The 24,426-nt window shown below is 48.2% G+C and carries 23 protein-coding genes and 1 riboswitch; of the genes, 15 read left to right on the forward strand and 8 right to left on the reverse strand.

The genetic code is table 11. The features are described from left to right. Positions 1-4: 4 nt before the first annotated feature. Positions 5-193 (reverse strand): hypothetical protein, encoded by a 189-nt coding sequence (locus HUG15_RS06910; protein ID WP_200127994.1) that lies wholly within the window; start codon positions 191-193, stop codon positions 5-7. A gap of 1 nt (position 194) precedes the next feature. Further along, positions 195-671 carry a hypothetical protein gene (locus HUG15_RS06915; protein WP_200127995.1) on the reverse strand — a complete coding sequence of 159 codons (477 nt, stop codon included), beginning with the start codon at positions 669-671 and terminating at the stop codon, positions 195-197. Between the two features lie 189 nt (positions 672-860). Continuing rightward, positions 861-962, forward strand: a riboswitch (purine riboswitch). A 75-nt stretch (positions 963-1,037) separates the two neighbouring features. On the opposite strand from HUG15_RS06915, the gene purE reads away from it, so the two are divergent. The 12 genes from purE to purD are packed head-to-tail and all read left to right on the forward strand — an operon-like array spanning position 1,038 to position 13,618. Then, a complete protein-coding gene (gene purE, locus HUG15_RS06920) occupies positions 1,038-1,529 on the forward strand; it encodes a 5-(carboxyamino)imidazole ribonucleotide mutase (protein WP_200127996.1) in 492 nt (163 codons plus the stop codon). Then, on the forward strand, positions 1,526-2,641 hold the full coding sequence (gene purK / locus HUG15_RS06925; protein WP_200127997.1) for a 5-(carboxyamino)imidazole ribonucleotide synthase: 1,116 nt from the start codon (positions 1,526-1,528) through the stop codon (positions 2,639-2,641). The genes purE and purK overlap by 4 nt, the downstream gene beginning before the upstream one ends. A gap of 18 nt (positions 2,642-2,659) precedes the next feature. After that, positions 2,660-3,952 (forward strand): adenylosuccinate lyase, encoded by a 1,293-nt coding sequence (purB, locus tag HUG15_RS06930; RefSeq protein ID WP_200127998.1) that lies wholly within the window; start codon positions 2,660-2,662, stop codon positions 3,950-3,952. A gap of 12 nt (positions 3,953-3,964) precedes the next feature. Beyond that, positions 3,965-4,675 carry a phosphoribosylaminoimidazolesuccinocarboxamide synthase gene (gene purC / locus HUG15_RS06935; RefSeq protein ID WP_200127999.1) on the forward strand — a complete coding sequence of 237 codons (711 nt, stop codon included), beginning with the start codon at positions 3,965-3,967 and terminating at the stop codon, positions 4,673-4,675. After that, the gene (gene purS / locus HUG15_RS06940) at positions 4,668-4,919 is read left to right on the forward strand and encodes a phosphoribosylformylglycinamidine synthase subunit PurS (RefSeq protein WP_200128000.1); all 252 of its coding nucleotides are present in this window, start codon (positions 4,668-4,670) and stop codon (positions 4,917-4,919) included. The genes purC and purS overlap by 8 nt, the downstream gene beginning before the upstream one ends. After that, positions 4,916-5,602 (forward strand): phosphoribosylformylglycinamidine synthase subunit PurQ, encoded by a 687-nt coding sequence (purQ, locus tag HUG15_RS06945; RefSeq protein ID WP_200128001.1) that lies wholly within the window; start codon positions 4,916-4,918, stop codon positions 5,600-5,602. Before purS ends, purQ begins: the two co-directional genes overlap by 4 nt. Further along, entirely contained in the window at positions 5,586-7,814 is a 2,229-nt protein-coding gene (gene purL, locus HUG15_RS06950; RefSeq protein WP_200128002.1) for a phosphoribosylformylglycinamidine synthase subunit PurL, read from the forward strand. Before purQ ends, purL begins: the two co-directional genes overlap by 17 nt. Continuing rightward, complete coding sequence (gene purF, locus HUG15_RS06955) at positions 7,790-9,208, forward strand: amidophosphoribosyltransferase (RefSeq protein ID WP_200128003.1); 1,419 nt, start codon at positions 7,790-7,792, stop codon at positions 9,206-9,208. Before purL ends, purF begins: the two co-directional genes overlap by 25 nt. Positions 9,209-9,221: 13 nt before the next feature. Next, positions 9,222-10,244, forward strand: coding sequence for a phosphoribosylformylglycinamidine cyclo-ligase (purM, locus tag HUG15_RS06960; RefSeq protein WP_200128004.1), 1,023 nt, complete (start codon positions 9,222-9,224; stop codon positions 10,242-10,244). Next, the gene (gene purN / locus HUG15_RS06965) at positions 10,241-10,810 is read left to right on the forward strand and encodes a phosphoribosylglycinamide formyltransferase (RefSeq protein WP_200128005.1); all 570 of its coding nucleotides are present in this window, start codon (positions 10,241-10,243) and stop codon (positions 10,808-10,810) included. The genes purM and purN overlap by 4 nt, the downstream gene beginning before the upstream one ends. Positions 10,811-10,812: 2 nt before the next feature. Then, complete coding sequence (gene purH, locus HUG15_RS06970) at positions 10,813-12,342, forward strand: bifunctional phosphoribosylaminoimidazolecarboxamide formyltransferase/IMP cyclohydrolase (protein WP_200128006.1); 1,530 nt, start codon at positions 10,813-10,815, stop codon at positions 12,340-12,342. A gap of 13 nt (positions 12,343-12,355) precedes the next feature. After that, positions 12,356-13,618 (forward strand): phosphoribosylamine--glycine ligase, encoded by a 1,263-nt coding sequence (gene purD / locus HUG15_RS06975; RefSeq protein WP_200128007.1) that lies wholly within the window; start codon positions 12,356-12,358, stop codon positions 13,616-13,618. 257 nt (positions 13,619-13,875) lie between these two features. On the opposite strand, the gene HUG15_RS06980 is transcribed toward purD, so the two are convergent. Together HUG15_RS06980 and HUG15_RS06985 are read right to left on the reverse strand one after the other, a co-directional pair. Further along, positions 13,876-15,456: a Vga family ABC-F type ribosomal protection protein gene (locus tag HUG15_RS06980; RefSeq protein WP_246516526.1), complete on the reverse strand. Its 1,581-nt coding sequence runs from the start codon at positions 15,454-15,456 to the stop codon at positions 13,876-13,878. 406 nt (positions 15,457-15,862) lie between these two features. Further along, entirely contained in the window at positions 15,863-17,272 is a 1,410-nt protein-coding gene (locus HUG15_RS06985) for a hypothetical protein (protein WP_246516527.1), read from the reverse strand. A gap of 294 nt (positions 17,273-17,566) precedes the next feature. Between HUG15_RS06985 and HUG15_RS06990 the strand changes: the two genes are divergently transcribed. The 3 genes from HUG15_RS06990 to HUG15_RS07000 all read left to right on the forward strand — a co-directional run bounded on the left by HUG15_RS06990 (position 17,567) and on the right by HUG15_RS07000 (position 20,333). Beyond that, complete coding sequence (locus HUG15_RS06990; RefSeq protein WP_246516528.1) at positions 17,567-19,228, forward strand: adenine deaminase C-terminal domain-containing protein; 1,662 nt, start codon at positions 17,567-17,569, stop codon at positions 19,226-19,228. Positions 19,229-19,300: 72 nt separating this feature from the next. Continuing rightward, positions 19,301-19,594, forward strand: coding sequence for a YerC/YecD family TrpR-related protein (locus HUG15_RS06995; RefSeq protein WP_200128008.1), 294 nt, complete (start codon positions 19,301-19,303; stop codon positions 19,592-19,594). A gap of 559 nt (positions 19,595-20,153) precedes the next feature. Further along, complete coding sequence (locus HUG15_RS07000) at positions 20,154-20,333, forward strand: CotD family spore coat protein (RefSeq protein ID WP_200128009.1); 180 nt, start codon at positions 20,154-20,156, stop codon at positions 20,331-20,333. A gap of 32 nt (positions 20,334-20,365) precedes the next feature. On the opposite strand, the gene HUG15_RS07005 is transcribed toward HUG15_RS07000, so the two are convergent. From HUG15_RS07005 to HUG15_RS07020, 4 genes are all read right to left on the reverse strand, one after another. Beyond that, a complete protein-coding gene (locus HUG15_RS07005) occupies positions 20,366-20,923 on the reverse strand; it encodes an NADPH-dependent FMN reductase (protein ID WP_200128010.1) in 558 nt (185 codons plus the stop codon). Positions 20,924-20,982: 59 nt separating this feature from the next. Next, a complete protein-coding gene (locus tag HUG15_RS07010; protein ID WP_200128011.1) occupies positions 20,983-21,888 on the reverse strand; it encodes a YitT family protein in 906 nt (301 codons plus the stop codon). A gap of 177 nt (positions 21,889-22,065) precedes the next feature. Next, positions 22,066-22,935, reverse strand: coding sequence for an AEC family transporter (locus HUG15_RS07015; protein WP_200128871.1), 870 nt, complete (start codon positions 22,933-22,935; stop codon positions 22,066-22,068). Positions 22,936-23,050: 115 nt separating this feature from the next. Further along, positions 23,051-24,403, reverse strand: coding sequence for a citrate:proton symporter (locus HUG15_RS07020; RefSeq protein WP_200128012.1), 1,353 nt, complete (start codon positions 24,401-24,403; stop codon positions 23,051-23,053). Between the last annotated feature and the right edge of the window lie 23 nt (positions 24,404-24,426).

Below are 24,426 nucleotides of genomic sequence, written 5' to 3' on the forward strand. Positions count from 1 at the left end.
AAATTTAGCGAGTAGAATAGGAATTTTTTTGCTTTTGGATAATCTCGTTCATCAATCGATCAGTTTCCTGTCGCTCTGTTTCTGTATCCTGAGATTCAGCGTAGACGCCTTGATGTTTACGGTCAATAATGTTTGCAAGTTCGCCGACGGTCATATTCGATTCATGACATCGCTCGCTTTTATATGAAGTCATTTTAACGCTCTCCTTTCCTTAAGTATACATCAATTAATTTGTTGGAAGCAACGTCATCAAAATAAATCCTGTTCTTAGAGATCATTTTTGCGCCAAAACGACGGTAGTGACGAATAAGGGTATTAACGTGTTTAATGTGAATGGCAACAAATCCATCAAAACCTTGATGAAAGCTTTTCATGCATATTGTCGACAATATAGATGGTGTTATCATTAATTCCGATTGGTCGCCAATATTAAAAGGGGATGACTCTAAATAATGAATAAGAAGAAAATTTTCGCGATACTCGTAAGAAATTAATGCTTGTATAGCATCGCTTCCTATAATTGTAAGTTTATCCACTTCTCTTTTAGTATGAACGTATTCCTTTCTCAAATAAAATAACCAATAATCGGCATTTTTAGAAACCTCAATATATGTAACGGGGGATACTTTGCCTACATACGTTTCTTTTCCGTCTTTGGTGTGAACATTCACCTGTATTTTGGTCCTCCATTTTCCGTCATCATTATTTATATCGGCCAGGGGTGGCGATTATGAAGACATGTAGGTTATTGTCACTGAATAATGAGCAATTCCCGAACGATTACATGCATATATCTTGCGAACATTCGACTTTTACATTGACATTTTTATTTATAGATACTACGATAAAAAAAGAGATGAACAACTGACAAATCAAATCCTCATATAAATTCGAGAATATGGCTCGAACGTTTCTACTTGGTCGCCGTAAACGGCTGGTCTATGAGGGAGCTTTAGATGTGCGCAGAATTAGCCCACTGTGACTTCAGGCTTCCTCCTGGACAGTGGGTAATTTTTATTGAAAGCGGAGGTTGAATGATGGCTGTTGAGGTTGGCGTTATTATGGGCAGCACGTCTGATGAAGCGACGATGGCCCATGCTTGCCGGATTTTAGAAGAATTTGAAGTCCCTTTTGAAAAAAGAATTGTATCGGCACATCGTACGCCTGATACGATGTTTGCATATGCGGAAGAAGCACGCGAGCGTGGATTGAAAGTGATTATCGCGGGAGCCGGCGGCGCTGCTCATCTTCCGGGGATGGTTGCGGCGAAGACGACCCTTCCGGTGATCGGCGTGCCGATCCAATCGAAAGCGTTGAGTGGTTGGGATTCGCTGCTTTCGATCGTTCAGATGCCGAAAGGCGTGCCGGTGGCCACCGTCGCGATCGGGGAAGCCGGAGCGGAAAATGCAGGACTGCTTGCCGTACAACAACTATCGGCGTTTGATCAAGCTTTGGCACAAAAATTACAAGTGCGCAGGGATAACAAAGCGAATGAGGTATTGGCGCAAGGGGGAGGAGAAGAGTCATGATTACGCCCGGGAAAACGATTGGCATCCTCGGCGGCGGCCAGCTCGGGCGGATGATGGCGCTGGAAGCAAAGGCGATGGGGTATCGCATCGCCGTTCTTGAACCGGAGCCGGATTCTCCGACCGCGCAAGTAGCGGATGAAGAGATCGTCGCCCCTTATGATGATGCCACAGCCATCCGAAAGCTGGCAGCGATCAGCGATGTCGTTACCTTTGAATTCGAAAATGTCGATGCGACGACGGCCGCCATTTTATCGGAAGAACAAAAGTTGCCGCAAGGGGTCGATCTCTTGCGCATATGCCAACACCGTCTGCGTGAAAAAGAAGCGCTCACCTCGGCAGGCCTTAACGTCGCCCCTTATGCGGAAGTCACATCAGAGGAAGATTTAAGGCAAGGCATTGAAAAGCTGGGAACCCCTTCGGTGCTTAAAACGTGCCGTGGTGGCTATGATGGCAAAGGGCAAGTGGTGATCAAAGATAAAGACGAAGTTTCCGCCGCTTTTCGGCAATTAAAAGATACAGGGGATCTTGTGTTGGAGCAATGGGTGGCTTTTGCCAAAGAAATCTCCGTCATCGTGACGAGAACAAAAGCGGGTGAGATTGTTACGTTTCCGGTGGCCGAAAACGACCACGAAGACAATATTTTAAAGCGAACGGTTGTCCCTGCCCAAGTGGGTGAAAAAGCCGAACAATCCGCACGGGGAATGGCTGAAACATTCGCGGAAAATATAGCTCTCGTAGGAACGCTGGCAATGGAAATGTTTTATCTCGAAGATGGAAGCCTATACGTCAATGAGCTTGCGCCGCGGCCCCATAATTCGGGCCATTACTCGATTGATGCTTGCAATGTGTCGCAATTTCACTTGCATATACGTGCCATCTGCGGGTGGCCGCTAATCAAACCGGAGTCAACTACGCCGGTGGTGATGGACAATGTTCTTGGTGAACATGTCGAAAAAGCTATAGAAATTATCCCGGCGTATCGAAATGCATTTCTTCATCTATATGGGAAAGAAGAAGCTCGCCCGGGCCGGAAAATGGGCCATGTGAATATTACCGGAAAGACGAGAGAAGAAACATTGATTGAAAGTGAAAAATTGGCAATCCGATCTTAAAAGCAGAGGAGACCGACGATGATTGATCGTTATACGCGCCCGGAAATGGGGCAGGTTTGGACGGAAGAAAACCGATTTCAAGCATGGCTGGATGTGGAAATCGCAGCCTGTGAAGCTTGGGCGGAACAAGGGGTTATTCCGAACGAAGACGTTGTGAAAATCAGGGAAAATGCAGGGTTTGATATTGAACGCATCCTTGAAATCGAAGCAACCACCCGCCATGATGTCGTCGCGTTTACGCGTGCCGTATCCGAGACGCTCGGAGAAGAACGAAAATGGGTGCATTACGGATTAACGTCTACGGATGTTGTCGATACCGCCCAGTCTTACTTGTTAAAACAAGCCAATGACATCCTTCGTAATGACTTGCACCGCTTTAAAGACGTTCTGGCTCGCAAGGCAAATGAGCATCGCTATACATTGATGATGGGCAGAACCCATGGCGTGCACGCAGAACCGACAACATTCGGTGTCAAGCTCGCTCTTTGGTATGCAGAAGTGAAGCGGCAGATCGAACGTTTTGAAGCGGCCGCCGAAGGCGTCCGCGTCGGGAAAATGTCGGGAGCAGTCGGTACGTTCGCGAACATCCCCCCTGAAATTGAGGCGTCCGTTTGCGAGCGTCTAGGGCTTGCGCCGGCACCGATTTCAACACAAACGTTGCAACGCGACCGCCACGCCCACTACATCTCCACGCTCGCGCTTATCGCGACGTCGATTGAAAAAATGGCTGTTGAGATTCGAAACTTGCAAAAAACGGAAAGCCGGGAAGTTGAAGAAGCATTCGGCAAGGGGCAAAAGGGGTCATCCGCGATGCCTCACAAACGTAACCCAGTCGGTTCGGAAAATATGACCGGCTTATCCCGCGTCATTCGCGGGCATGTACAAACCGCATTTGAAAATGTTCCCCTTTGGCATGAACGGGATATTTCCCATTCGTCTGCCGAACGGATAATATTCCCTGACAGCACGATTTTACTCAATTATATGCTGAACCGTTTTACGACCATCATCGATCAACTCACCGTCTACCCTGAGAATATGAAGGAAAATATAAACAAAACCTTTGGCCTTGTCCATTCGCAACAAGTTTTGCTTGCGCTCATCGATCGCGGCATGACGAGGGAAGAAGCCTATGACCTCGTGCAGCCGAAAGCGATGGAAGCATGGGAGACGAAAGTTTCGTTTCGAACACTTGTGGAACAAGAGGAAAATATAAGGAAAGTGCTTGATAAAGAAACCCTTGATGATTGTTTCGATGAACGGCACCATTTGAAAAACGTTGATGTATTATTTTCCAGAGTTGGCCTTTGAAAGGATGTCTATATGACACTTTTATATGAAGGAAAAGCAAAGCAACTGTTTACGACTGACGACGACAACGTTCTGCGGCTTATGTATAAAAATGACGCGACGGCGTTTAACGGCGAGAAGCATGATGTTCTGGATGGGAAAGGGCAGCTGAACAACGCGATTTCCGCGCTGTTTTTTGATGTGCTGGAGACAGAAGGCGTGCGGACGCATTTTATAAAAAAAATCAGCGACACAGAGCAACTCGTGCGTCCGACGGAAATCATTCCGCTTGAGGTTGTTGTGCGCAACATTACCGCTGGCAGTTTGGCACGGCGGCTCGGGTGGGAGGAAGGCAAAACGCTTTCCGAACCGATTGTGGAATGGTACTACAAAGACGATGCTCTCGGAGACCCGCTCGTGAACGATGACCATATTGCCGCTTTGGGCATAGCCAAGGAAGAGGAACTGGAAGAAATGCGCAAGCGGGCGTTGCATGTCAACAACATTTTGCTTGAGCTTTGCCGGAAGGCGAATCTTTTGCTCGTTGATTTTAAATTGGAATTTGGTTTGCAAGAAGACGGCACGTTACTGCTTGCCGATGAAGTTTCGCCGGATACGTGCCGGTTCTGGGATGCGCAAACGAAAGAGAAGATGGATAAAGATCTTTATCGCTATGGTCTCGGTTCACTGCAAGCCGGTTATGAAAACATTCTCTCCCGTATAGGAGGCGTCGTTCATGATTAACGTTCATGTGTACATTACATTAAAAGAAGGTGTGCTCGACCCGCAAGGGCAAGCCGTGCAGCGTTCATTGGCCGCGCTTGGCTATGAAGAGGTCGACACGGTGAATGTCGGTAAATGGTTAAAATTAGAAATTGTGGATGGCCCGGATGTGGAAACGCGTGTTGAACAGATGTGTGAACAGTTGCTAGCCAATCCGGTGATTGAAAACTATACGTATACGCTCGAACGGGAGGAAAAGGTATGAAAGCAGCGGTCATTGTTTTTCCCGGATCGAACTGTGATAGGGATATGTATCATGCGCTGACGGATTTTACCGACGCGGAAACCGTTGATCTTGTCCCCCATACTTCAGAGACTGTTGAAGCCTATGATGCTATTTTCCTGCCGGGCGGATTTTCTTATGGGGATTATTTGCGCTCCGGGGCGATTGCCCGTTTTGCGCCGGTGATGCAAAGTGTAATCGCCGAAGCTGAAAAAGGAAAGCCGATTCTTGGCGTCTGCAATGGCTTTCAAATTTTATTGGAAGCGGATTTGCTGCCCGGAGCCATGAAAAGAAATAAGCATTTGAAGTACATGTGCCGAACGGTTGATGTGAACGTTGAAAATGCCGATACCTGTTTTACACGCGCGTATGAGCAAGGCGAACGTTTGCGGATGCCCATTGCCCATGGCGAAGGAAACTATGAATGTGATGAAGCGACCTATGAAGCATTGAAAGCGAACAACCGTATTGCGTTCACCTATGCATCCGATGTGAACGGGTCGATCGGGAACATCGCGGGGATTACAAATGAGGCAGGCAATGTGCTCGGAATGATGCCCCATCCGGAGCGTGCGATGGAGAAGCTCCTTGGAAGTGAGGATGGACGCCGCTTGTTTACGAGCGTGTATCGCCATTGGAGGGACGCACATGCCGTTACGACTTGAACCAACAGCTGAAGATATACACGCCAAGCGTTTATACGCGGACATGGGGGTGAAAGACCACGAATATGACCGAATTGTTTCCCTCTTGGGCAGAAAACCAAACTTTACGGAAATCGGGATGTTTTCGGTGTTGTGGTCGGAACATTGCAGCTATAAACATTCTAAGCCTTTGCTGAAACAATTCCCGTCCTCCGGTTCCCATGTGCTCGAAGGCCCTGGCGAAGGAGCCGGTGTTGTGGACATTGGCGACGGGCAAGCGGTGGTTTTTAAAGTGGAAAGCCATAACCATCCATCGGCGGTTGAACCGTACCAAGGGGCTGCAACCGGTGTTGGCGGGATCTTGCGCGATGTCTTTTCCATGGGCGCGCGCCCGGTGGCTTTGTTGAATTCATTGCGCTTTGGTCCGCTTACAACACCGCGTACGCGCTATTTGTTCGAGGAAGTGGTAGCCGGCATTTCCGGGTATGGCAATTGTGTCGGTGTGCCTACGGTCGGAGGCGAAATACAGTTCGATGAGACGTATGACGGCAATCCTCTTGTCAATGCCATGTGCGTCGGATTGATCGATCAGAATCATTTACAAAAAGGGATTGCTGCCGGTGCCGGCAATACCGTCATGTATGTGGGCGCTTCTACCGGACGCGATGGCATTCACGGTGCCACGTTCGCTTCCGAAGAATTGAGTGAAGCATCTGCGGATAAACGACCTTCCGTGCAAGTGGGTGATCCGTTTACGGAAAAACGGGTGATGGAAGCGTGTTTGGAAATTACCCAATCGGACGCCCTCGTCGGCATTCAGGATATGGGCGCTGCCGGACTTACATCCTCAGCGGCGGAAATGGCGAGTAAAGCCGGTACGGGGGTCGATATGAACTTGGATCTCGTCCCTCAACGGGAGACGGGCATGACTCCGTACGAAATGATGCTTTCCGAATCGCAAGAGCGTATGCTTATCGTTGCGGAAAAAGGACGGGAAGCTGAAATAGAATCCATTTGTAAAAAATGGGATCTTGAAGTTGCAGCGATCGGCACCGTGAAAGAAGAAATGCAACTCACGTTAACGTTTCAAGGAGAGACGGTGGCTGACGTTCCGGTCACAGCTCTTACGGATGAAGCGCCTGTTTACGACGATATGCCGTCGACAGAACCGAAAGCCTTTCGGGAACATCAACAGTCACCTGTTTGGCAACCGCCGGTCACTGATCATAACGAGACATTGATCCAATTGCTTTCGCAACCGACGATCGCGAGCAAAGAATGGGTGTATGACCAGTACGACCATATGGTACAAACGAACACGGCCGTCATGCCTGGTTCGGACGCAGCCGTATTGCGGGTACGCGGGACGGAGAAGGCGCTTGCTATGTCTATGGACGGCAATAGCCGCTACATTGCCCTCGACCCTTACACAGGCGGGAAAATTGCCGTCGCCGAAGCCGCGCGCAACATTATTTGTTCCGGGGCGCAACCGCTCGCGCTTACCGATTGCCTCAACTACGGAAGCCCGGAACAACCGAATATATATTGGCAATTGGAGCAGTCAACCGCCGGTATGAGTGAAGCGTGCACCACATTTGGCACCCCGGTCGTGAGCGGGAACGTTTCGCTCTACAATGAAACGAACGGAGAAGCCATTTATCCAACGCCGGTCGTTGGGATGGTCGGACTTGTAGAAAACCTCAATCATATAACGACGCAGCATTTTAAAGCGGCCGGCGATTATATTTATGTCATCGGCGATGCAGAGCCGGCATGGGGCGGAAGTGAACGCCAACACCTTGAAGATGGCCGATTCAGCGGTCAAGTGCCACGCTTGGATCTTGACCTGGAACTTAAGCGACAGCGCCAAGTGTTGGAAGCAATACGCGCCGGGTGGATCACCTCCGCTCATGACCTTGCCGAGGGCGGGCTGGCGGTTGCAATTGCTGAATGTGTGATGGAAACGGAATTGGGCGCGGAGCTGACGATGGCCGACGATGCCTCCGATCTTTTCGCCGAAACGCAATCGCGGTATGTCATCAGCGTTGCGCCGGAATATGCCGAGAAATTAGAACAGGCAATTCCCGCCGCCAAACGCTACGGCACCGTGACAAAAGAAAAAGCGCTGCGGATAAAGACGGAAGCAGCAGTTACGTTGATCGATCAACCGACGGATCATTTGAATCACGTATGGAAGGGAGCGATTCCGTGTTTCCTGAAGTCAAAGGCATAAATGAAGAATGCGGATTATTTGCGATTTGGGGACATTCGGAAGCGGCGCAACTGACGTATTACGGCCTGCACAGTTTGCAGCATCGCGGGCAGGAAGGGGCCGGCATTGTTACGAGTGACGGAGAGGAACTTCACGTTCATAAAAACACGGGCCTATTGACCGAAGCCTTTCAAGCAGGTGATTTGGATCGTTTGCCGGGTCGCCAGGCACTGGGACACGTACGTTATGCGACTGCGGGCAATGGTGGTTACGAGAATGTTCAACCGCTTCATTTTAAATCCGAAGATGGAAGTCTCGCTATGGCCCATAACGGCAACCTCGTCAATTATCAAGAATTAAAAAGTGAGCTCGAGCGGAGCGGAAGCATTTTTCAAACGACGACCGATACGGAAATTTTGGCTCACCTGATGAAGCGCCACCGTTCCGATGAACTCCGAAACCAACTCAAAGGGGCGTTGCCACAGTTGATCGGCGCTTATTCGTTTGCCGTGATGACCGAAGAGGAGCTCATTGTTTCGCTTGATCCTCACGGGTTGCGTCCATTATCGCTCGGGCAGTTGGGAGACGCGTACGTGGTCGCGTCAGAGACTTGCGCGTTTGATCTTATTGGGGCCGAATATGTTCGTGATGTCGAACCGGGCGAAATGATCGTTTTTAACTGTGACGGTATGTTCTCCGAACGATTTACGGAGGCAAGAGAACGAGCCCTTTGCAGCATGGAATACGTGTATCTTGCCAGACCCGATTCCAACCTTGAACAAATTAACGTGCATACAGCAAGAAAACAACTGGGCAAACAACTTGCCCGTGAAGCGGATGTCGATGCCGATGTAGTCACCGGTGTGCCGGACTCTTCGATATCAGCCGCGATCGGTTTCGCCGAGCAAACAAACATCCCTTATGAACTCGGCTTAATAAAAAATCGCTACGTCGGCCGCACCTTTATTCAACCGTCGCAAGCGTTGCGGGAACAAGGCGTGAAAATGAAGCTTTCCGCCGTGCGCGGCGTTGTGGAAGGAAAACGGGTCGTGATGGTTGATGATTCCATCGTGCGCGGGACGACGAGCCAACGAATCGTGAAGTTGTTGAAAGACGCAGGCGCAAAGGAAGTGCACGTTCGCATTAGCGCTCCGCCAATTATACGTCCTTGTTTTTATGGCATAGATACGTCAACAACCGATGAATTAATTGCTGCTAACTACACGATAGAGGAAATGCGCGAGAAAATGGGCGCGGATTCCTTGCGCTTCCTATCGATCGACGGCTTGAAGACGGGCATTGGCCGAGATGCTTCGCAGCCCAATTGCGGCCAGTGCCTCGGTTGCTATACAGGTGAGTATCCAACGGCGATCCCAAATGGAGAAAAAGAACTTGTCGGATTGGGAAAAAGATAGGGGGGAAAACGACGTGTGTGATGCATATAAAGAAGCAGGCGTAGATGTGGAGGCCGGTTACGAAGCCGTCTCCCGCATGAAAAAACACGTGGACCGGACGAAGCGCCCCGGCGTTCTTGGTGCGCTTGGCGGTTTTGGCGGCACGTTTGACCTTTCCTCTCTCGATTATAAACAGCCGGTGCTCGTTTCCGGGACCGATGGCGTCGGAACGAAATTGCTGCTTGCCATTGCTGCCGATCAACACGATACGATCGGCGAAGATGCTGTCGCCATGTGTGTCAATGACATCCTCGTTCAAGGTGCGGAACCGCTTTATTTTCTTGATTATATCGCTGCCGGCAAGACCGACCCCGCGCGTATGGAATCAATCGTCAAGGGCATTAGCAATGGCTGCCAATTGGCAGGGTGCGCGTTGATCGGCGGGGAAACGGCGGAAATGCCGGGCATGTATGGCGAAGAGGACTATGACGTGGCCGGCTTTGTCGTCGGAGCCGTTGAGAAGGAAGCGCTCATTACGGGGGATGAAGTGCGGGCGGGAGATCGCTTGCTCGGATTGCCATCTTCAGGGGTGCACAGCAACGGGTTTTCCCTCGTTCGGAAAATCATTAACGATCAAGGATTGGATTTGGAAAAAACATACGCGACCATGGAGATGCCCCTCGGATCAACGTTATTGGCGCCGACGAGGATTTATGCGCGGGAAATACGAGAATTGCTTTCGGAAGTCCAGGTCAACGGAATGGCGCATATTACCGGCGGTGGTCTTTTGGAGAACGTTCCGAGAATGTTGCCGAATGGGCTTGGCGCGCACATTGTTCCCGCCTGTTGGGAAAAGGCGTCCATTTTTCCTTTTTTACAGCGGGAAGGGCAATTGAGTAATCGGGACATGTACGGGACCTTCAACATGGGCATTGGCTATGTCATCGCGGTCAGGCCGGAACGGGAACAGGAAGCGCTTGAGGTTCTCGGCAATGCGTACGCGATCGGGACGGTCAATCGGACCGGAACATTGAGCCTTGAAGGGGTGTCGGTATGAGGATCGCCCTATTTGCCTCGGGGACGGGAAGCAACGTGGAATCCATTCTGGAAGCGATCCGGGAAGGGAAAATCGATGTAGTCCCTGCGTTCGTGTTTAGCGACCGTCCGGACGCGTCCGTGTTGGAAAAAGCGAAGCGTTATGAAGTGCCTGCACATACGTTTCAGCCCCGGGATTTTGAAAGCAAGCAGCAATACGAAGAATCATTGCTGCAACTTCTGGAAAATTACGGTGTGCAATGGGTTATTTTAGCCGGCTACATGCGCTTGTTGGGAGCAACGATCGTCGAGCCTTACGCCCATCAAATCGTGAATATTCACCCGTCCCTGTTGCCGGCGTATCCGGGACTCGATGCGGTCGGACAAGCATTGGATGCCGGCGCGGATGAAACAGGCGTAACAATTCATTACGTAGATGCCGGCATGGACACGGGCACGGTCATCCGGCAGAAAGCCGTGCCAATCACAGCGGATGATACGAAAGATTCATTGGGAGAAAAAATCCAACAGGTCGAACATCAATTATATCCGGAAACGCTGCAACAATTGTTCAGGAAGGGGTATTAAGCGTGAAACGACGGGCTTTAATAAGCGTCAGTGATAAAAGTGGAATATCCGACTTTGCAAAAGCATTGCAAGATGCGGATTTTGAGATTATTTCGACGGGAGGGACACAACGCGCACTGGAAGAGGCAGGCGTGCCGGTCACCGGAATTTCCGAAGTGACGAACTTCCCGGAAATTTTAGACGGACGGGTGAAGACGTTGCATCCGGCGATTCATGGGGGCCTGCTGGCAGACCGGGAAAAGGAAGCACATTGGGAAGCATTGCAAGCACAAGCGATTGATCCGATTGATCTCGTCGTCGTGAATCTTTATCCCTTTAAAGAAACGATCAGTAAAAAAGGCGTGGAAGACGCGGATGCGATTGAAAATATTGATATCGGCGGTCCGGCCATGTTGCGGGCGGCCGCAAAAAACCATGCACACGTAGCGGTCGTGACGGATCCTGGCGACTACAAACGGGTGTTGGAAGAAGCCCGTGGCAGCGGCATCCGTTTTGATACCCGCAGGCATTTGGCGGCGAAAGCCTTCCGGCATACCGCGGCCTATGATGCATTAGTCGCTGATTATATGACGGAAGAAGCGTTTCCGGAAACGATGACGCTCACGTACGAGAAAAAACAAGCGTTGCGTTACGGGGAAAATCCCCATCAAGGCGCTTCGTTTTATGAGCATCCGTTGCCGGCGGTTTCATCGATGGCAGCTGCCGAGCAGTTGCATGGAAAAGAACTTTCTTACAACAATATCAATGATGTGAATGCCGCGTTCGCCCTTATTTCCGAATTTAGCGACACGAAGGCAGCAGTCGCTGTCAAGCATACGAACCCGTGCGGGGTAGGCATTGCCGATAAGCTGCCGGCCGCTTTTGAAGAGGCTTATGCCGCCGACCCTGTTTCCATTTTCGGCGGGATTGTCGCGGTCAATGACACGGTGGATGCCGATACAGCAGAGCAGTTGGCGAACATATTTCTGGAAGTCGTGATTGCGCCGGATTTTAGCGATGAGGCGCTTGCAATCTTGCAAAAAAAGAAAAACATTCGCTTGTTGAAAGTTGACATGGACGGAGACCGGAAGGGCTCCTACGCACTGACGTCGGTGAGTGGCGGGATGCTCGTGCAAGATGCAGATGTGAAAGGGCTTGTGGATGCAGATGTAAACGTGGCGACGAAACGAGAACCTACATCCGCAGAATGGCGCAGCCTGGGTTTTGCGTGGCGTGTTGTTAAACACGTGAAATCAAATGCCATTGTGTTAACGAAAGGCAATCGGACGGTCGGTGTGGGAGCAGGACAGATGAATCGGGTAGGCGCCGCTGAAATTGCGATTGCGCAAGCCGGATCCGAAGCGCAAGGAAGCGCGCTTGCTTCCGATGCATTTTTTCCCATGAAAGATACGGTGGAAGCCGCGGTGAAAGCAGGCGTAACGGCGGTTATTCAACCCGGCGGCTCCAAACGGGATCAAGAATCGATCGATGTCGCCGATGAAGCCGGGATCACGATGGTGTTTACGGGGATGCGGCACTTCAGACACGCTTGAGGGGGACGAAAAGATGAACGTTTTAGTCGTTGGCAGCGGTGGCCGCGAGCATGTGCTTGCTTGGAAATTGAGCGCCAGTCCAAATGTGGATCGCGTTTATGCAGCGCCTGGAAATCCCGGGATGGATCATGTGGCTGAGCGGCTGCCCATAGATGCCACAGATGGAGAAGCCTTGGCGGAAGCTGCGAAAAAACACGAGGTGAAACTAACCGTCATCGGCCCGGAAGCAGCGTTGCTTGCAGGCGTTGCCGATGTTTTCGAACGGGAAGGATTAAACGTATTCGGACCAAAAAAAGATGCCGCCCGCATCGAAGGGAGCAAATCCTTCGCAAAAGATATAATGAAAAGGTACGGCATCCCTACGGCAGGATATGCGGTATTTGACAATTATGAAGAGGCATGTGCCCATGTGAAAGACAAAGGGGCGCCGATCGTTGTCAAAGCGGATGGCTTGGCTGCCGGAAAAGGGGTGACGGTCGCCATGACGATGCAGGAAGCATATGCTGCGTTGGCAGATGTTTTATCGGACGATGCTTTCGGGTCCGGTGCAAAAGTTGTGCTCGAGGAATATTTGCAGGGCGAAGAGATTTCTTTGATGGCGCTCGTAAACGGAGATACGGTCGTACCGCTTGCGGAATCCCAGGATCACAAACGTGTTTATGATAATGACCGGGGACCGAATACCGGTGGGATGGGCGCTTATTCCCCTGTTTCTCACATCGGAGCGGACATGGTTGCAGAGGCCGTTGATTCGATTCTTCAGCCGGCGGCAGCGGCGATGGTGACGGAAGGCTCTCCGTTTACAGGCGTATTGTATGCCGGATTAATGGTAACCGAAGATGGGCCGAAAGTGATTGAATTTAACGCCCGTTTCGGCGATCCGGAAGCGCAAGTGATCTTGCCGCGTCTCGATAATGACCTGGCCGAAGTACTTCTGGACGTGCTCGACGGCCGCGTGCCCAATCTTTCATGGAAACCGCAAGTGTTGGTCGGGGTAGTAGGGGCAGCAGGGGGTTATCCCGGACCTTACCAAAAAGGATTGGAAGTGCCGAGCAACCTCTCGTTTGACCCGGAAGATAGCCTGATGTTTTACGCCGGGGTTGACGGAAAAGCACAAGAGATGCGAAGCAGCGGTGGCCGGGTATTTTTACTGGCCTCATACGGAGACACGGTCGAGAAAGCACAGAAGCGAGCGTATAACCAGATGAAGAAGTTGAATCTTGAAGGCTATCATTACCGTGAAGATATTGGCAATCGTGGGATTGAAAAAGACTAATGTACTTTAGTAATAACAAAATAGCAAATTTAGAGACCGCATTTTCTATGGAGAATGCGGTTATTTGTCCATTGGCGAAGGCTTTTCGCCATAAAACTTGGTGAAGTTTTACTAACCACGGAGGCTTCCGTGGAGATGCGCAGGGCGGAGCCCCCGCGGGAAAAAGCGAACGTCGTTTTTCGAGGAGGCACGCTTTTTCCGGAGCGGTTGCCATGATCAAAAGTCCATTTCGTTTTGGGAATAATTTTCTTCCAAACTCAATGCTGCAATCGTTCATTTATTTCTTTTTTTTCACGGAGCAACTGTTGGAATTCTGCTTCTAACGCATCCGTTGGTGTGATGCTAAGGCGGCTTAGTACGTCGGAAATTCTGGTTTCTACTTTAAGCAATTCGTCTTGCAGTGGGTCGTGATTATTTTGAGGCGTTGTTTGCATATAATCATTATAGGAGCCGTCAAACGTATGGATAGTCGTGTTGCTTATTGCGAAAATCCTCGTTGCCACGTTCTGCAAGAAATGCCGGTCGTGAGATACGAAAATGACGGTTCCCGAATAGTCGACGAGTAAGGATTCGAGCGCTTCCACGGCCTCGATGTCCAAATAATTGGTAGGTTCGTCAAGGATCAATGTGTTTGCATGACTTACAAATATCTTGGCGAAAGCTACTTTTACCCGCTCACCGCCGCTCAGGACATTGACCGGTTTAAAGACATCGTTCTGAAAAAAGCTCAGGCGGGCCAATACCGTGCGGATTAACGTTTCATCATGAGACGAGGTGGAACGTACGTTATCCAGTATGGAAGTGTCCGTTTCCAATACATCCAGCGTTTGGCTAAAATACCCAAACGACACAGATGGCGAGACTTGAATGGTAGGATGCCCATCCATCATCATTCGGAGGAATGTGGTTTTACCGCTGCCGTTTGGGCCAATAACGGCAATTTTATCGGCCCCGATTACGGAGAAATTGAACACTTCCCATAAAAGGCGATTGCCCACGGTTCCGGGAACTTGTTCACCGTGTATGATCGTCCGATTACGAAGAGATTCTTCGTGGGTGACTTGCATCTTGATGGGAGGAAGCTCTTTGATTTTCTCCACTTTATCAAGTTGGTCAATCCGTGATTGAATGGATGATACGCCTTGGTTTAATTTCTTTTGTTTTTTGGCAAAATAGGGTTTTGCGCCTGTGATTTTGGCCTCTGATTTCGAGACGTTCTTCGGTTTTTTAGTGGCACGCTGGGCTTTTTGTTCTTTTTGTTGCATTGCTTCTTCCAGTTGTTTTTTCTTCTGCACGTATTTTTCGTATTCTTTTTCGTGATGTTGGCGCGCTTCTTTTTTTTGTTGGGCATAATCCGAATAATTTCCGGTAAATTCACGGATCTGCCCATCTTCAATCTCCCAAATTTTCGTGCAAAGCGCATCCATAAAGGCACGGTCGTGGGAAACGATCACCAACGCTTCTCGGCGCCGCTGTAACTGTTTCTCCAGTTTTTCCATGTGATTCGTATCGAGGTGTGTCGTGGGTTCATCAGCTAAGAGCAGTTCAGGCGCTTGAGCGAGTGTTTGATTAATAATTGCCTGAGAAATTTCTCCGCCGCTTTTTTGTTCCATCTGCGGCTTAATCTGCGGAAGGAGAGCAATGGATGCATTTTTTGTTATGGTTCCGGAAGCAGGCGGAATGTCTCTGTTAATCATCTGCAGCAAAGACGTTTTGCCTGAACCATTGCGGCCGATCAAGCCGATCCGATCTCCCTGGTAAATGTTTAAATCATTAATATGAAACAATGTTCGATCTTTGACATTAAAACGGATGTTTTGTAATTGGACCAATGCCAATCCGATCATCTCCATTTCTTTTAAAGATGGAGACTATTAGAAAACTTGGCTTTTCGCCAAGCTTTTATGGCGAAAGCCTTAGTTGCACTTATGTAGGTAAGAAAGTTGATTTATACTTTCTTACCTACCAAAAATAGCCCCCTATTCATAGACAGACGTTCAGAATAGGAGGCATATCGCTATATACACCGCAGGTTACTCATTTTGATAACCAATCCTATTCCGAACGATGACGAAGCAAAATAAACCTTCCCATTGAAGGCCTATTGATACATGCGTTCGTCTGTTCCGTAAAAATAGGATTAGTACTTCATCGTCCTACAGTTCACCCTCTTTTTTAAATGGTTACTCTTATCATATATCTTATTGATAAGATAAGTCAACAGTGGCTAGAGGCTGCCTGGCGTTAAAGCATCCAAACAGCCACAATCGAAGCAACAATAACCCCGATCAGGACGGGAACAAGATTTTGCCTCACGAGTTCGGCGGGTTTCACACCGGCGATTCCGGCATCTGCCGCAGCGCCAAATGCCCAGGCAGCGAGCGTTCCGCCACCGACGAAGATTGTAACCACTTGCCCCAAGGAAGCGAGAATGGCAACATCCACCCCTGTTGCCTGCCCGAGTGCTGCCGAAAGACTTCCGACGAGCGGCAAGCCGGAAAATCCGGATCCATCCAGCCCGGCAAGGATGGCGATCACCACGATGCCCATGACGAGCATGGCAGGGCTGCCGTCAATATATTGTGAGAGTGACTCGCCGATGTCGAAGAGAAATCCGGGCGCGCCTTCTCCGAGGACCGCTTCCGCGTGATCGGGATGGCCGAGGAAGAAGAATCCGGCTAAGGGAATAATCGGTGCGAAGATTTTCAGCGCAAAGAAAAATCCTTCCTTCATATATTCTACAATGTTGCTCATTCCTTGAATCCCGCTGCTGGCAAACGTCGCGACCATCATGAGAAAGACAGCAGTTCCGCCGAGAAGGGCGGTTGCTTCCTGGCCTTGAATTGCTTCTTCCGGATGAAAGACGGCACGGTACAACATAAGCCCGATAATCGCGAGCAACATGAGCGGGACGACTAGGGCCATCGTTTTCGAAGTTTTTGGGCGCCCCCGATACGTGTCCGTCGTCTTGAGATCAAGTGCTGACTCATCCGCTTTCCATTTCCCTTTTTTCATCCCTCTTCTAATCGCGAAAAATGCGATAGGAATTGCAACCAAACCGACCACGAAAGAAAATAACGCTGTATAGGGCAAAATTTCACCTATACCCAACCCGGCGGCAGATGCTGTTAAATTCCCTGCGCCTTGAACGACGAGGTCGCCTGATAACGCCATCCCGTGCCCGAATAAGTTAACCGCGACTGCCGCCCCGATGGCGGGTAAGCCGGATTTGACGGCAATGGGGATCAATACCGTGCCGACGAGGGCAATTGCAGGCGTTGGCCAAAAGAATAAAGAGGCGATGTACATCGTGATTCCAAGAACAAAAAAGGAGGTCGTCGGATTTATCATTAGCTTTTTCAGAGGGGAAAACATCATTTCAGCAGCACCAACTGCTCGCAATGCTTGCAACATCGCGACCATCAACGTAATAATCAACATGATGTCAAACAGTTCAATGCCTGCGTTCATAAAAGCAAGAAAGACAGCTTGCGCAGATGAAACCAAACGATCGATGACGCCCAAGTCTGTATAGTAAAAGAAGGCAAGTAGAAACGTCCCGAGCATAACCGGAAAAACAACATTTTTTCTCCAAAGGATAAAAATAAACACCGTAGCGATCACAATAAGAAAAAATACGTGAGTGAAATCCAAAATAGCCCCCCTCTCCGCGTCTATACGATAATGTATGATTAAGGAGGTTGGATGTGTTACGGACAATCAAAAAAGAAGCGCCCCCATAGAAGCGTCGTTTGGAAAACTTGTTGCAATCTTGTCACCCGCTTTTTCCGTGAAAATATGTTAGGATGGGATTAGTATTAAAAAATAGAGATCGTTTGAATAGAAAAGAGCAGGTGATGAATCATCCATCCGTCATTTTCGCTATGGAACAAGCAATCAAAACGAAGACAAATCAGTGTCGTTCGGGGTGAAAAGGCTCCGACGCAAGTGATTACAAACGCTACGTATTTAAACAGCGGGCGCAAACAATGGACGAAAGCGAATATTTGGATTTACCATGACCGCATCGTCTACGTTGGAGACGCATTGCCGGCGAAATCGCCGAAGATAAATTGGTACGATGCCCGTGGGCAATTTATCGTACCCGGATATATCGAACATCACGCACACCCATTTATGTTGTATCACCCCCGCGCTTTTGCGGATTATGCGTTGAAACGCGGAACGAGCACAATCTTTAACGACAATCTAATCCTGATAATGCACTTGGAAAAAAAGAAAGCGCTTTCTTTCATCAGTGAAATGGGAGAAGGGCCCTCCTCACTGTATTGGTCCACGCGGGTGGACGCACAAACGGAAACAAACGATGAAAATCGTTTGTTCACTCCGCAAAACATTGACGAATGGGTGAACCATCCACTCGTTGTCCAAGGTGGGGAGTTCAGCGGCTGGCCCCGCGTCATCGCCGGGGATGACACGATGCTTCATTGGGTTGAACAATTGAAAAAAGCAAATATACCAATGGAAGGCCACTTGCCCGGAGCTTCGGAAAAAACGTTGGCACAGCTCGCGTTGCTCGGTGTGATGAGTGACCACGAGGCGATCACGGGGGAAGAAGTGTTGCGCAGACTCGATGCCGGCTATATGACGACGTTGCGACATTCTTCATTACGCCCTGATTTGCCACATTTGATCAATGACTTGAAAGAAGCGGGGATTACCGATTACAGCCGTTTTCTTCTCACAACCGATGGAGGAAGCCCGACGTTCTATGAACCCGGCGTCATGGATTCGTTGTTAAAAATCGTCCTTGAAGCGGGCATTGATCCACTGGAAGCCTATGAAATGGTTTCGTATAATGTCGCCCGTCATTACGGGATTGAAGACATGCATGGCATGATCGCCCCCGGGAGGGTGGCACATCTCAATTTTCTCATGGACGTGCAAGATCCCGTCCCAATTTCGGTGATGGCAAAAGGCGAATGGGTTGTTCAAGAGGGACGTGTCGTGAAAGATCTGAAGCCCTTCGATTGGGGACCGTACGTCTCTGAACAGCCGGGCATCTCCTGGGAGTTGGAAGAAGAAGACATGCATTTTTCCATGCCGATGGGCATTCATCTCGTCAATAATGTCTTATTAAAGCCTTATCATATTGATATTGACGCAACAAAAGAAACCCTTGGAGAGGGACACGATCAATGTTACTTCGCCATGATTGATAAAGAAGGGAAATGGCGAATGAACACGATTTTGAAAGGGTTTGCCACCCAATTGGACGGATTGGCAACAACATTTTCGATCACCGGCGATGTCATCATGATCGGGAAAAAGAAATCAGCCATGAAAAAAGCATTTGAACATTTGAAAGCTGCCGGCGGCGGATTATTTATTGAGAATGACCAAGAAGATCGTTGCTTTCATCTTCCGCTTCCTTATTTTGGCATGATGGCTGACTTGTCTATGGAGGAGGTCATGGAGAGACATGCAGCTTTCGTTGATGTTATGAAAACATGTGGCTATCCATATGATGATCCTTTATATAGCATCTTTTTCTTTTCATCAACCCATTTGCCTTACGTACGCACGACAGCAAAAGGGATTTATGACGTTCACAAAAAAAGCGTTCTCTTTCCTACGATAATGCGTTAAAATGTAAAAGAGTGAGCCGTAATGTGAACGAAATGGATATGAAATTTTTATCCCGTGAAAGAGAGGATTGCTATGCAAATCGATAAATTACGCGGCAAAGAAATGGATCAACTATTTAATGCAATTCTATCCTTAAAAGATATCGAGGAATGTTATCAATTTTTTGATGATCTTTGCACGATTAACGAAGTCCAATCGCTTGCCCAGCGGCTGGAAGTGGCTCGTATGCTGCAGGAAGGGAAAACCTATCATAAAATTGAAGTGGAAACAGGAGCAAGTACAGCTACCATCAGCCGCGTTAAGCGTTGCCTTAATTACGGAAACGACAGTTATCAACTGGCGCTCAGCCGCGTGCACGGCGAATAATAAAAAGCCCCGGACAGACATCCGCCTGCCCGGGGCTTCGTTTGTTTTAAAGTTAGAATGCAACTTGTGTACTCTGAACAGCAAAATGCGTATCGTTGACCTCTTTTGAAGATAAAAGTTTGAGTTCGTCCACCCTTTTGTCCTGCATCTATCCACTTTTTGTTCCTCTGGTAGCCTCCCGATCTGCGTCTGAGGGATTACTTGGATTCACTTGTTCCTCTGGTAGCCTCCTAATCTGTGTCTGAGGGATTACTTGGATTCACTTGTTCCTCTGGTAGCCTCCCGATCTGAGTTTGAGGGATTACTTTGCTTCGCTTGTTCCTCTGGTAGCCTCCTGATCTGTGTCTGAGGGATTACTTGGATTCACTTGTTCCTCTGGTAGCATCCTGATCTGAGTTTGAGGGATTACTTTGCTTCTTCTTATGTTCTCAGATCAGTTCATCCTCTGGGGTGAAACACTAACTTTTGTAACAACCACTAAAGCATAGGCGAAAGGACCAGTACGACGCAGATTGTGTTTACATAAAGTGTAGGAAATTGGCATAAAGGAGGCTATACAATGTTTGGAATGCATCCGAACTCGCCCGGTCCGTATCCTCCATATTCTGCACCATTTGTTCAAACGTATGTGATTCCGGAAGTGCAAACGGTCCAAACACATTTTGTTAAGTATCATGTCTACAGACATGTTCATCATTATCCTCACACGTATTCGTCATTTAAACGAAAATACCCATAGAAGGATGGTGGCCTTCCATGGGTTTTCAAAGACTAAAGCTTGACGGTCGCCTGTTGGCTTTCGATCCAGGGAATGACGTTATCGGTGACGGTATCCAAAAATGCGATGGTGTCTTCATCAATGAGATTGCCTTCCTCGTCAAGTTTCGTGTGCACTTGACCGATGCAAACTTCATTCCCGGGGAGGAGAGGCGAAGAGAGGCCCGGAGCAAAAAGGATGTCACGCAGATGAGCTTGGGCTTTTGCCGTTCCGAGCGCCCCCATGGAAGCGCCCACGATCCATGATGGTTTCCCGATCATTACTTGATCAACACGTGAAAGCCAATCGATGGCGTTTTTTAGCGCGCCGGGAATCGTGGCGTTGAATTCGGGCGTCACCCACAGAACACCGTCTGCTTCTTCCACTTTTTTCTTAAAGGCAGTGACTTCCTGTGATGGGGTGTGCTCGATATCCTGATTATAAAACGGAAGGTCCCCGATGTTGAGAATTTCCAAGTTAAACCGATTGGCATACCGTTTTTCCATATGTTTTGCGATTTTGTAATTATACGAGTCTTGCCGTGTGCTTCCGACAATAGCAACGATGTCCATCAAAAATCCCTCCGTCGTAATGTGAATAGTAAATAACCATACGTTCCATTATAATCAGATTAAGGGGAAGAACGCGAGTCATTTGATTCACCAAAATCTTCATCTTCAAAAGTATCCTTCGTTGGAAAAGATTTTTGGGAAGGGTGGTATTGATTTAAAAACGTGCCACCGGAGACGTCTTTGACGGTATACACGACGATAAAAGCGTTCGGGTCAATATCGTAGACCATTTGCTTTAAATGGAACAATCGTTGTTTTTCAATAACGATATAGACCATTTGATGCTTTTTTTGCGAAAAACTTCCATAAGCCTCGTAGATGGTGGCACTCGAATTCATTAAACGAATGACGGCATCCGCGATGTCGTCTCCTTTTGTGGAAATGACATTGAGGGCTTTCCTCGATTGAAAACCTTCGAGCACGTAATCGGTGATTTTTTTGCCAACATATAGTGCAACAATGGTATACATCGTATGGAGCGGACCGATGATAAAAATTCCAACTCCCACAATGACAGCATCAAGGACGAAGTTCGCGCCTGTGAGTTCCCATCCGAATTTGTGGTTGAGCATACGGGCAACAGTTGAGGTGCCTCCGGTTGTGCTACCTGCCTGAAAGATGAAGCCGAAACCAGCACCCGTGAACACGCCGGTAAAAATCGCCGCCAGTAATGGATCCGCCATCGGTTGGCCCCAGTCCTCCATTAAGTAAACAAAAAGGGAAAACAACGGCACATTTAATAGAGATTTATAAATCATATGTTTCGGCAATACCCGGTAACCGATTGCCAAAAGAACAGCGTTAAAAATGAAGGTAACAATCGCCGGGGATAACCCAAACGCGAAGAAAAGCAACAAAGCAAGCCCAGCAATGCCCCCTTCAGCCAAGTTGTTGGACATGGCAAACTGCGTGATTGACAAGGCGAACAAAAACGTTCCGAACGTTAAAAACAGTAGATTTTTCAAAGCAAGCTCCCCCCTTATCGGTATGTCCGTTTTTGGCAGTCGATAACCTCACCAATACCATAAATTTAAGCGGGAAACAAGGGAAGGGGTGAGGCAAAAGGACAAAAGCAGGCAGAAAACGTGATTTTGTCCTCATCCAAGGAGAATGAGGACAAAAACAAGTTTCATTATATTAATTCAAAATAGGGTCATTGCCAAATAGATAACGATCGTTACAGTTATACCACTTAGGACCGTTGAATACAGGACAATCTGTGCGTGCAAATCCGGCGCTACCTGATTGTCAAGCGCGATTGTCGCTGTATTTCTTGACGTCGGAAACGAACTTGCGATGAGTAACGATTGCGCCATTACCCCATCAATGCCAAGGATAAATATAATTAGTAAAGCAAAGGCGGGTCCGGCAATTAACCTTCCGAGAATACTCCAGACAATGACGCTATGAAATGACTTGATATTTATGTGGGCAAGTTGGGCGCCCAATAGGAAAAGCGCTAAGGCAAAAAAAGCATTTGCAAGTTGTTCAAGCGGAACAAGCGCAAAATTAGGGAGGGGAATATCGAAAAATTGAAAGATGATTCCCAAGAGTAAAGCATGAACAATGGGTAACCGGAAAATAGCTTTTAGAATGTCAATGGCTGACTTGGATGCAGATACTAAATTATAAAGGCCATACGTATAGGTGAGTAAATTCTGGAAAACAATCATGATAATTTGAATGGAAACCCCTAAAGGATTCGCGCTAAAAATCAACTGACTGACAGGTAAACCGTAATTGCCTGAATTCATAAGGGAAATGCTATTTTTTAAAGCTGCACTTTCCTGCCATTCAAGTTTTAATACCTTGGACAACAAATTGCCCAGTAAAATTGTGCTGCAAGTAAATAAGAACAAATAAAGAAGAAGTTGGCCTAACAGGCCATAATCAAATTCAGCCTGATAAATATTCAAAAAAACGGCTGCGGGCATAAAACAGTAGGTAATAAGCTTTACGATCGGCGTAAGTTGAAAGTTAAACTTCTTCTGTAATAGCACCCCAATGGCCATCACAATTAAAATAGGGAAAATAACGTCCAGAAATACAACGCTAATTAAATTCACATAAAGACTCCATTCTAGGAATCATACACCCCCGGCATCCGGGGGGCATGAATGTTTAAATCTAATATATACCGAGGATGAAACCTAAAATTAATCCAATAATGCCGAAACCCCAGAACCAGAAGAAAGCGTATTTCATGAATTGGCCTATTTGTACACCGGCGAGCCCAACACCCAACCACATAGCAGGGGATAAAAACCCTTGTGAAAAAGTACTTGAAACTAACATCATATAAGCGGTAGATTCCGAAGCTACGCCAAAGTTCGAGGCAACACTCTCAACAACCGGGAAGATACCGAAATAATAAGCGTCTGTACTCATGATGATATCCAGGGGAATTCCAAAAAATGCCACGATCACGTGCGTATAAGGGCCAACAGCATCCGGTACAATCCCTACGATAGACATGGCAAGTGAGTCCAACATGCCTGATTCAGTCATCACGCCCAAAAAGAGTCCGGCGGCAAGGATGATCGAAGCCATCATGAGCGCGGCAGGCGCATGCGCGCGAATACGACCCATCTGATCGTTCACGCTACGGTAGTTCAATGGTAAAACGATCGCCAAACCGATCATAAAGGCAAGACCCGGAGGCGCGATATCTAAAAGCATTAAGAGCAAAACCCCGAGTAACACGGCACCGTTGAGCCAAAGCATGGCCGGGTGTTTCCTGGGCTTCTCTTCGGCTGCTTCTTCATTTTCCTTTTGCTGTTTTATAAAGTCATCAGCGATTGCTCTCGCATTAACATGTTGTTGGGCTTCAATTTCTCCATTATTTATACGTTTCTCAATGCGTTTCTTTTCTCTGATTCCAAGTACCACCGCGAAACCAATGGCCAGGACGAACGCGCCTATTTGCCAAGGAATCAATGGAAACCATAGTTCAGCAGGGTTATCATAACCAAGTACCGAAGCGAGCCTCCCTACCGGTCCACCCCAAGGGACGACGTTCATAAATCCAAGACTAAACGTGGCAAGCATCAAAAGTAACATTGGGCTCATATTTAATGCCCTGTATAAACCAATAAGCGCGGGAACTGTCAACAAATATGTGGTTGCGCCTGCACCGTCGAGGTGAGCAATCGCGCCGATGATGATGGTAACGATGGCAACAACAATCACATTGCCCTTCGTAAAGATAATCATATTTTTTATAATCGGATTAAATAAACCGATATCATTCATGATGCCAAAGAAAATGATGGCAAAAATAAACATGATGGCGACATCCATGACTTGATCGGCCCCGCCGCTAAAAAATTCCGCGAGGTCGTCAAATCCAAAGCCGGCAATGAGTACCCCAATGACCGGAATAAGGACCATCGCAACAATTGGATGAACCTTCCCCCACATAAGGAGACCAATAACCGCTAAAATAATTAAAAATCCGCTAATAGCTAAATATGGGTCCATTTATAGATCCTCCTTGAGATAGA

Source organism: Salicibibacter cibarius, from assembly GCF_016495725.1.
GTDB lineage: Bacteria > Bacillota > Bacilli > Bacillales > Marinococcaceae > Salicibibacter > Salicibibacter cibarius.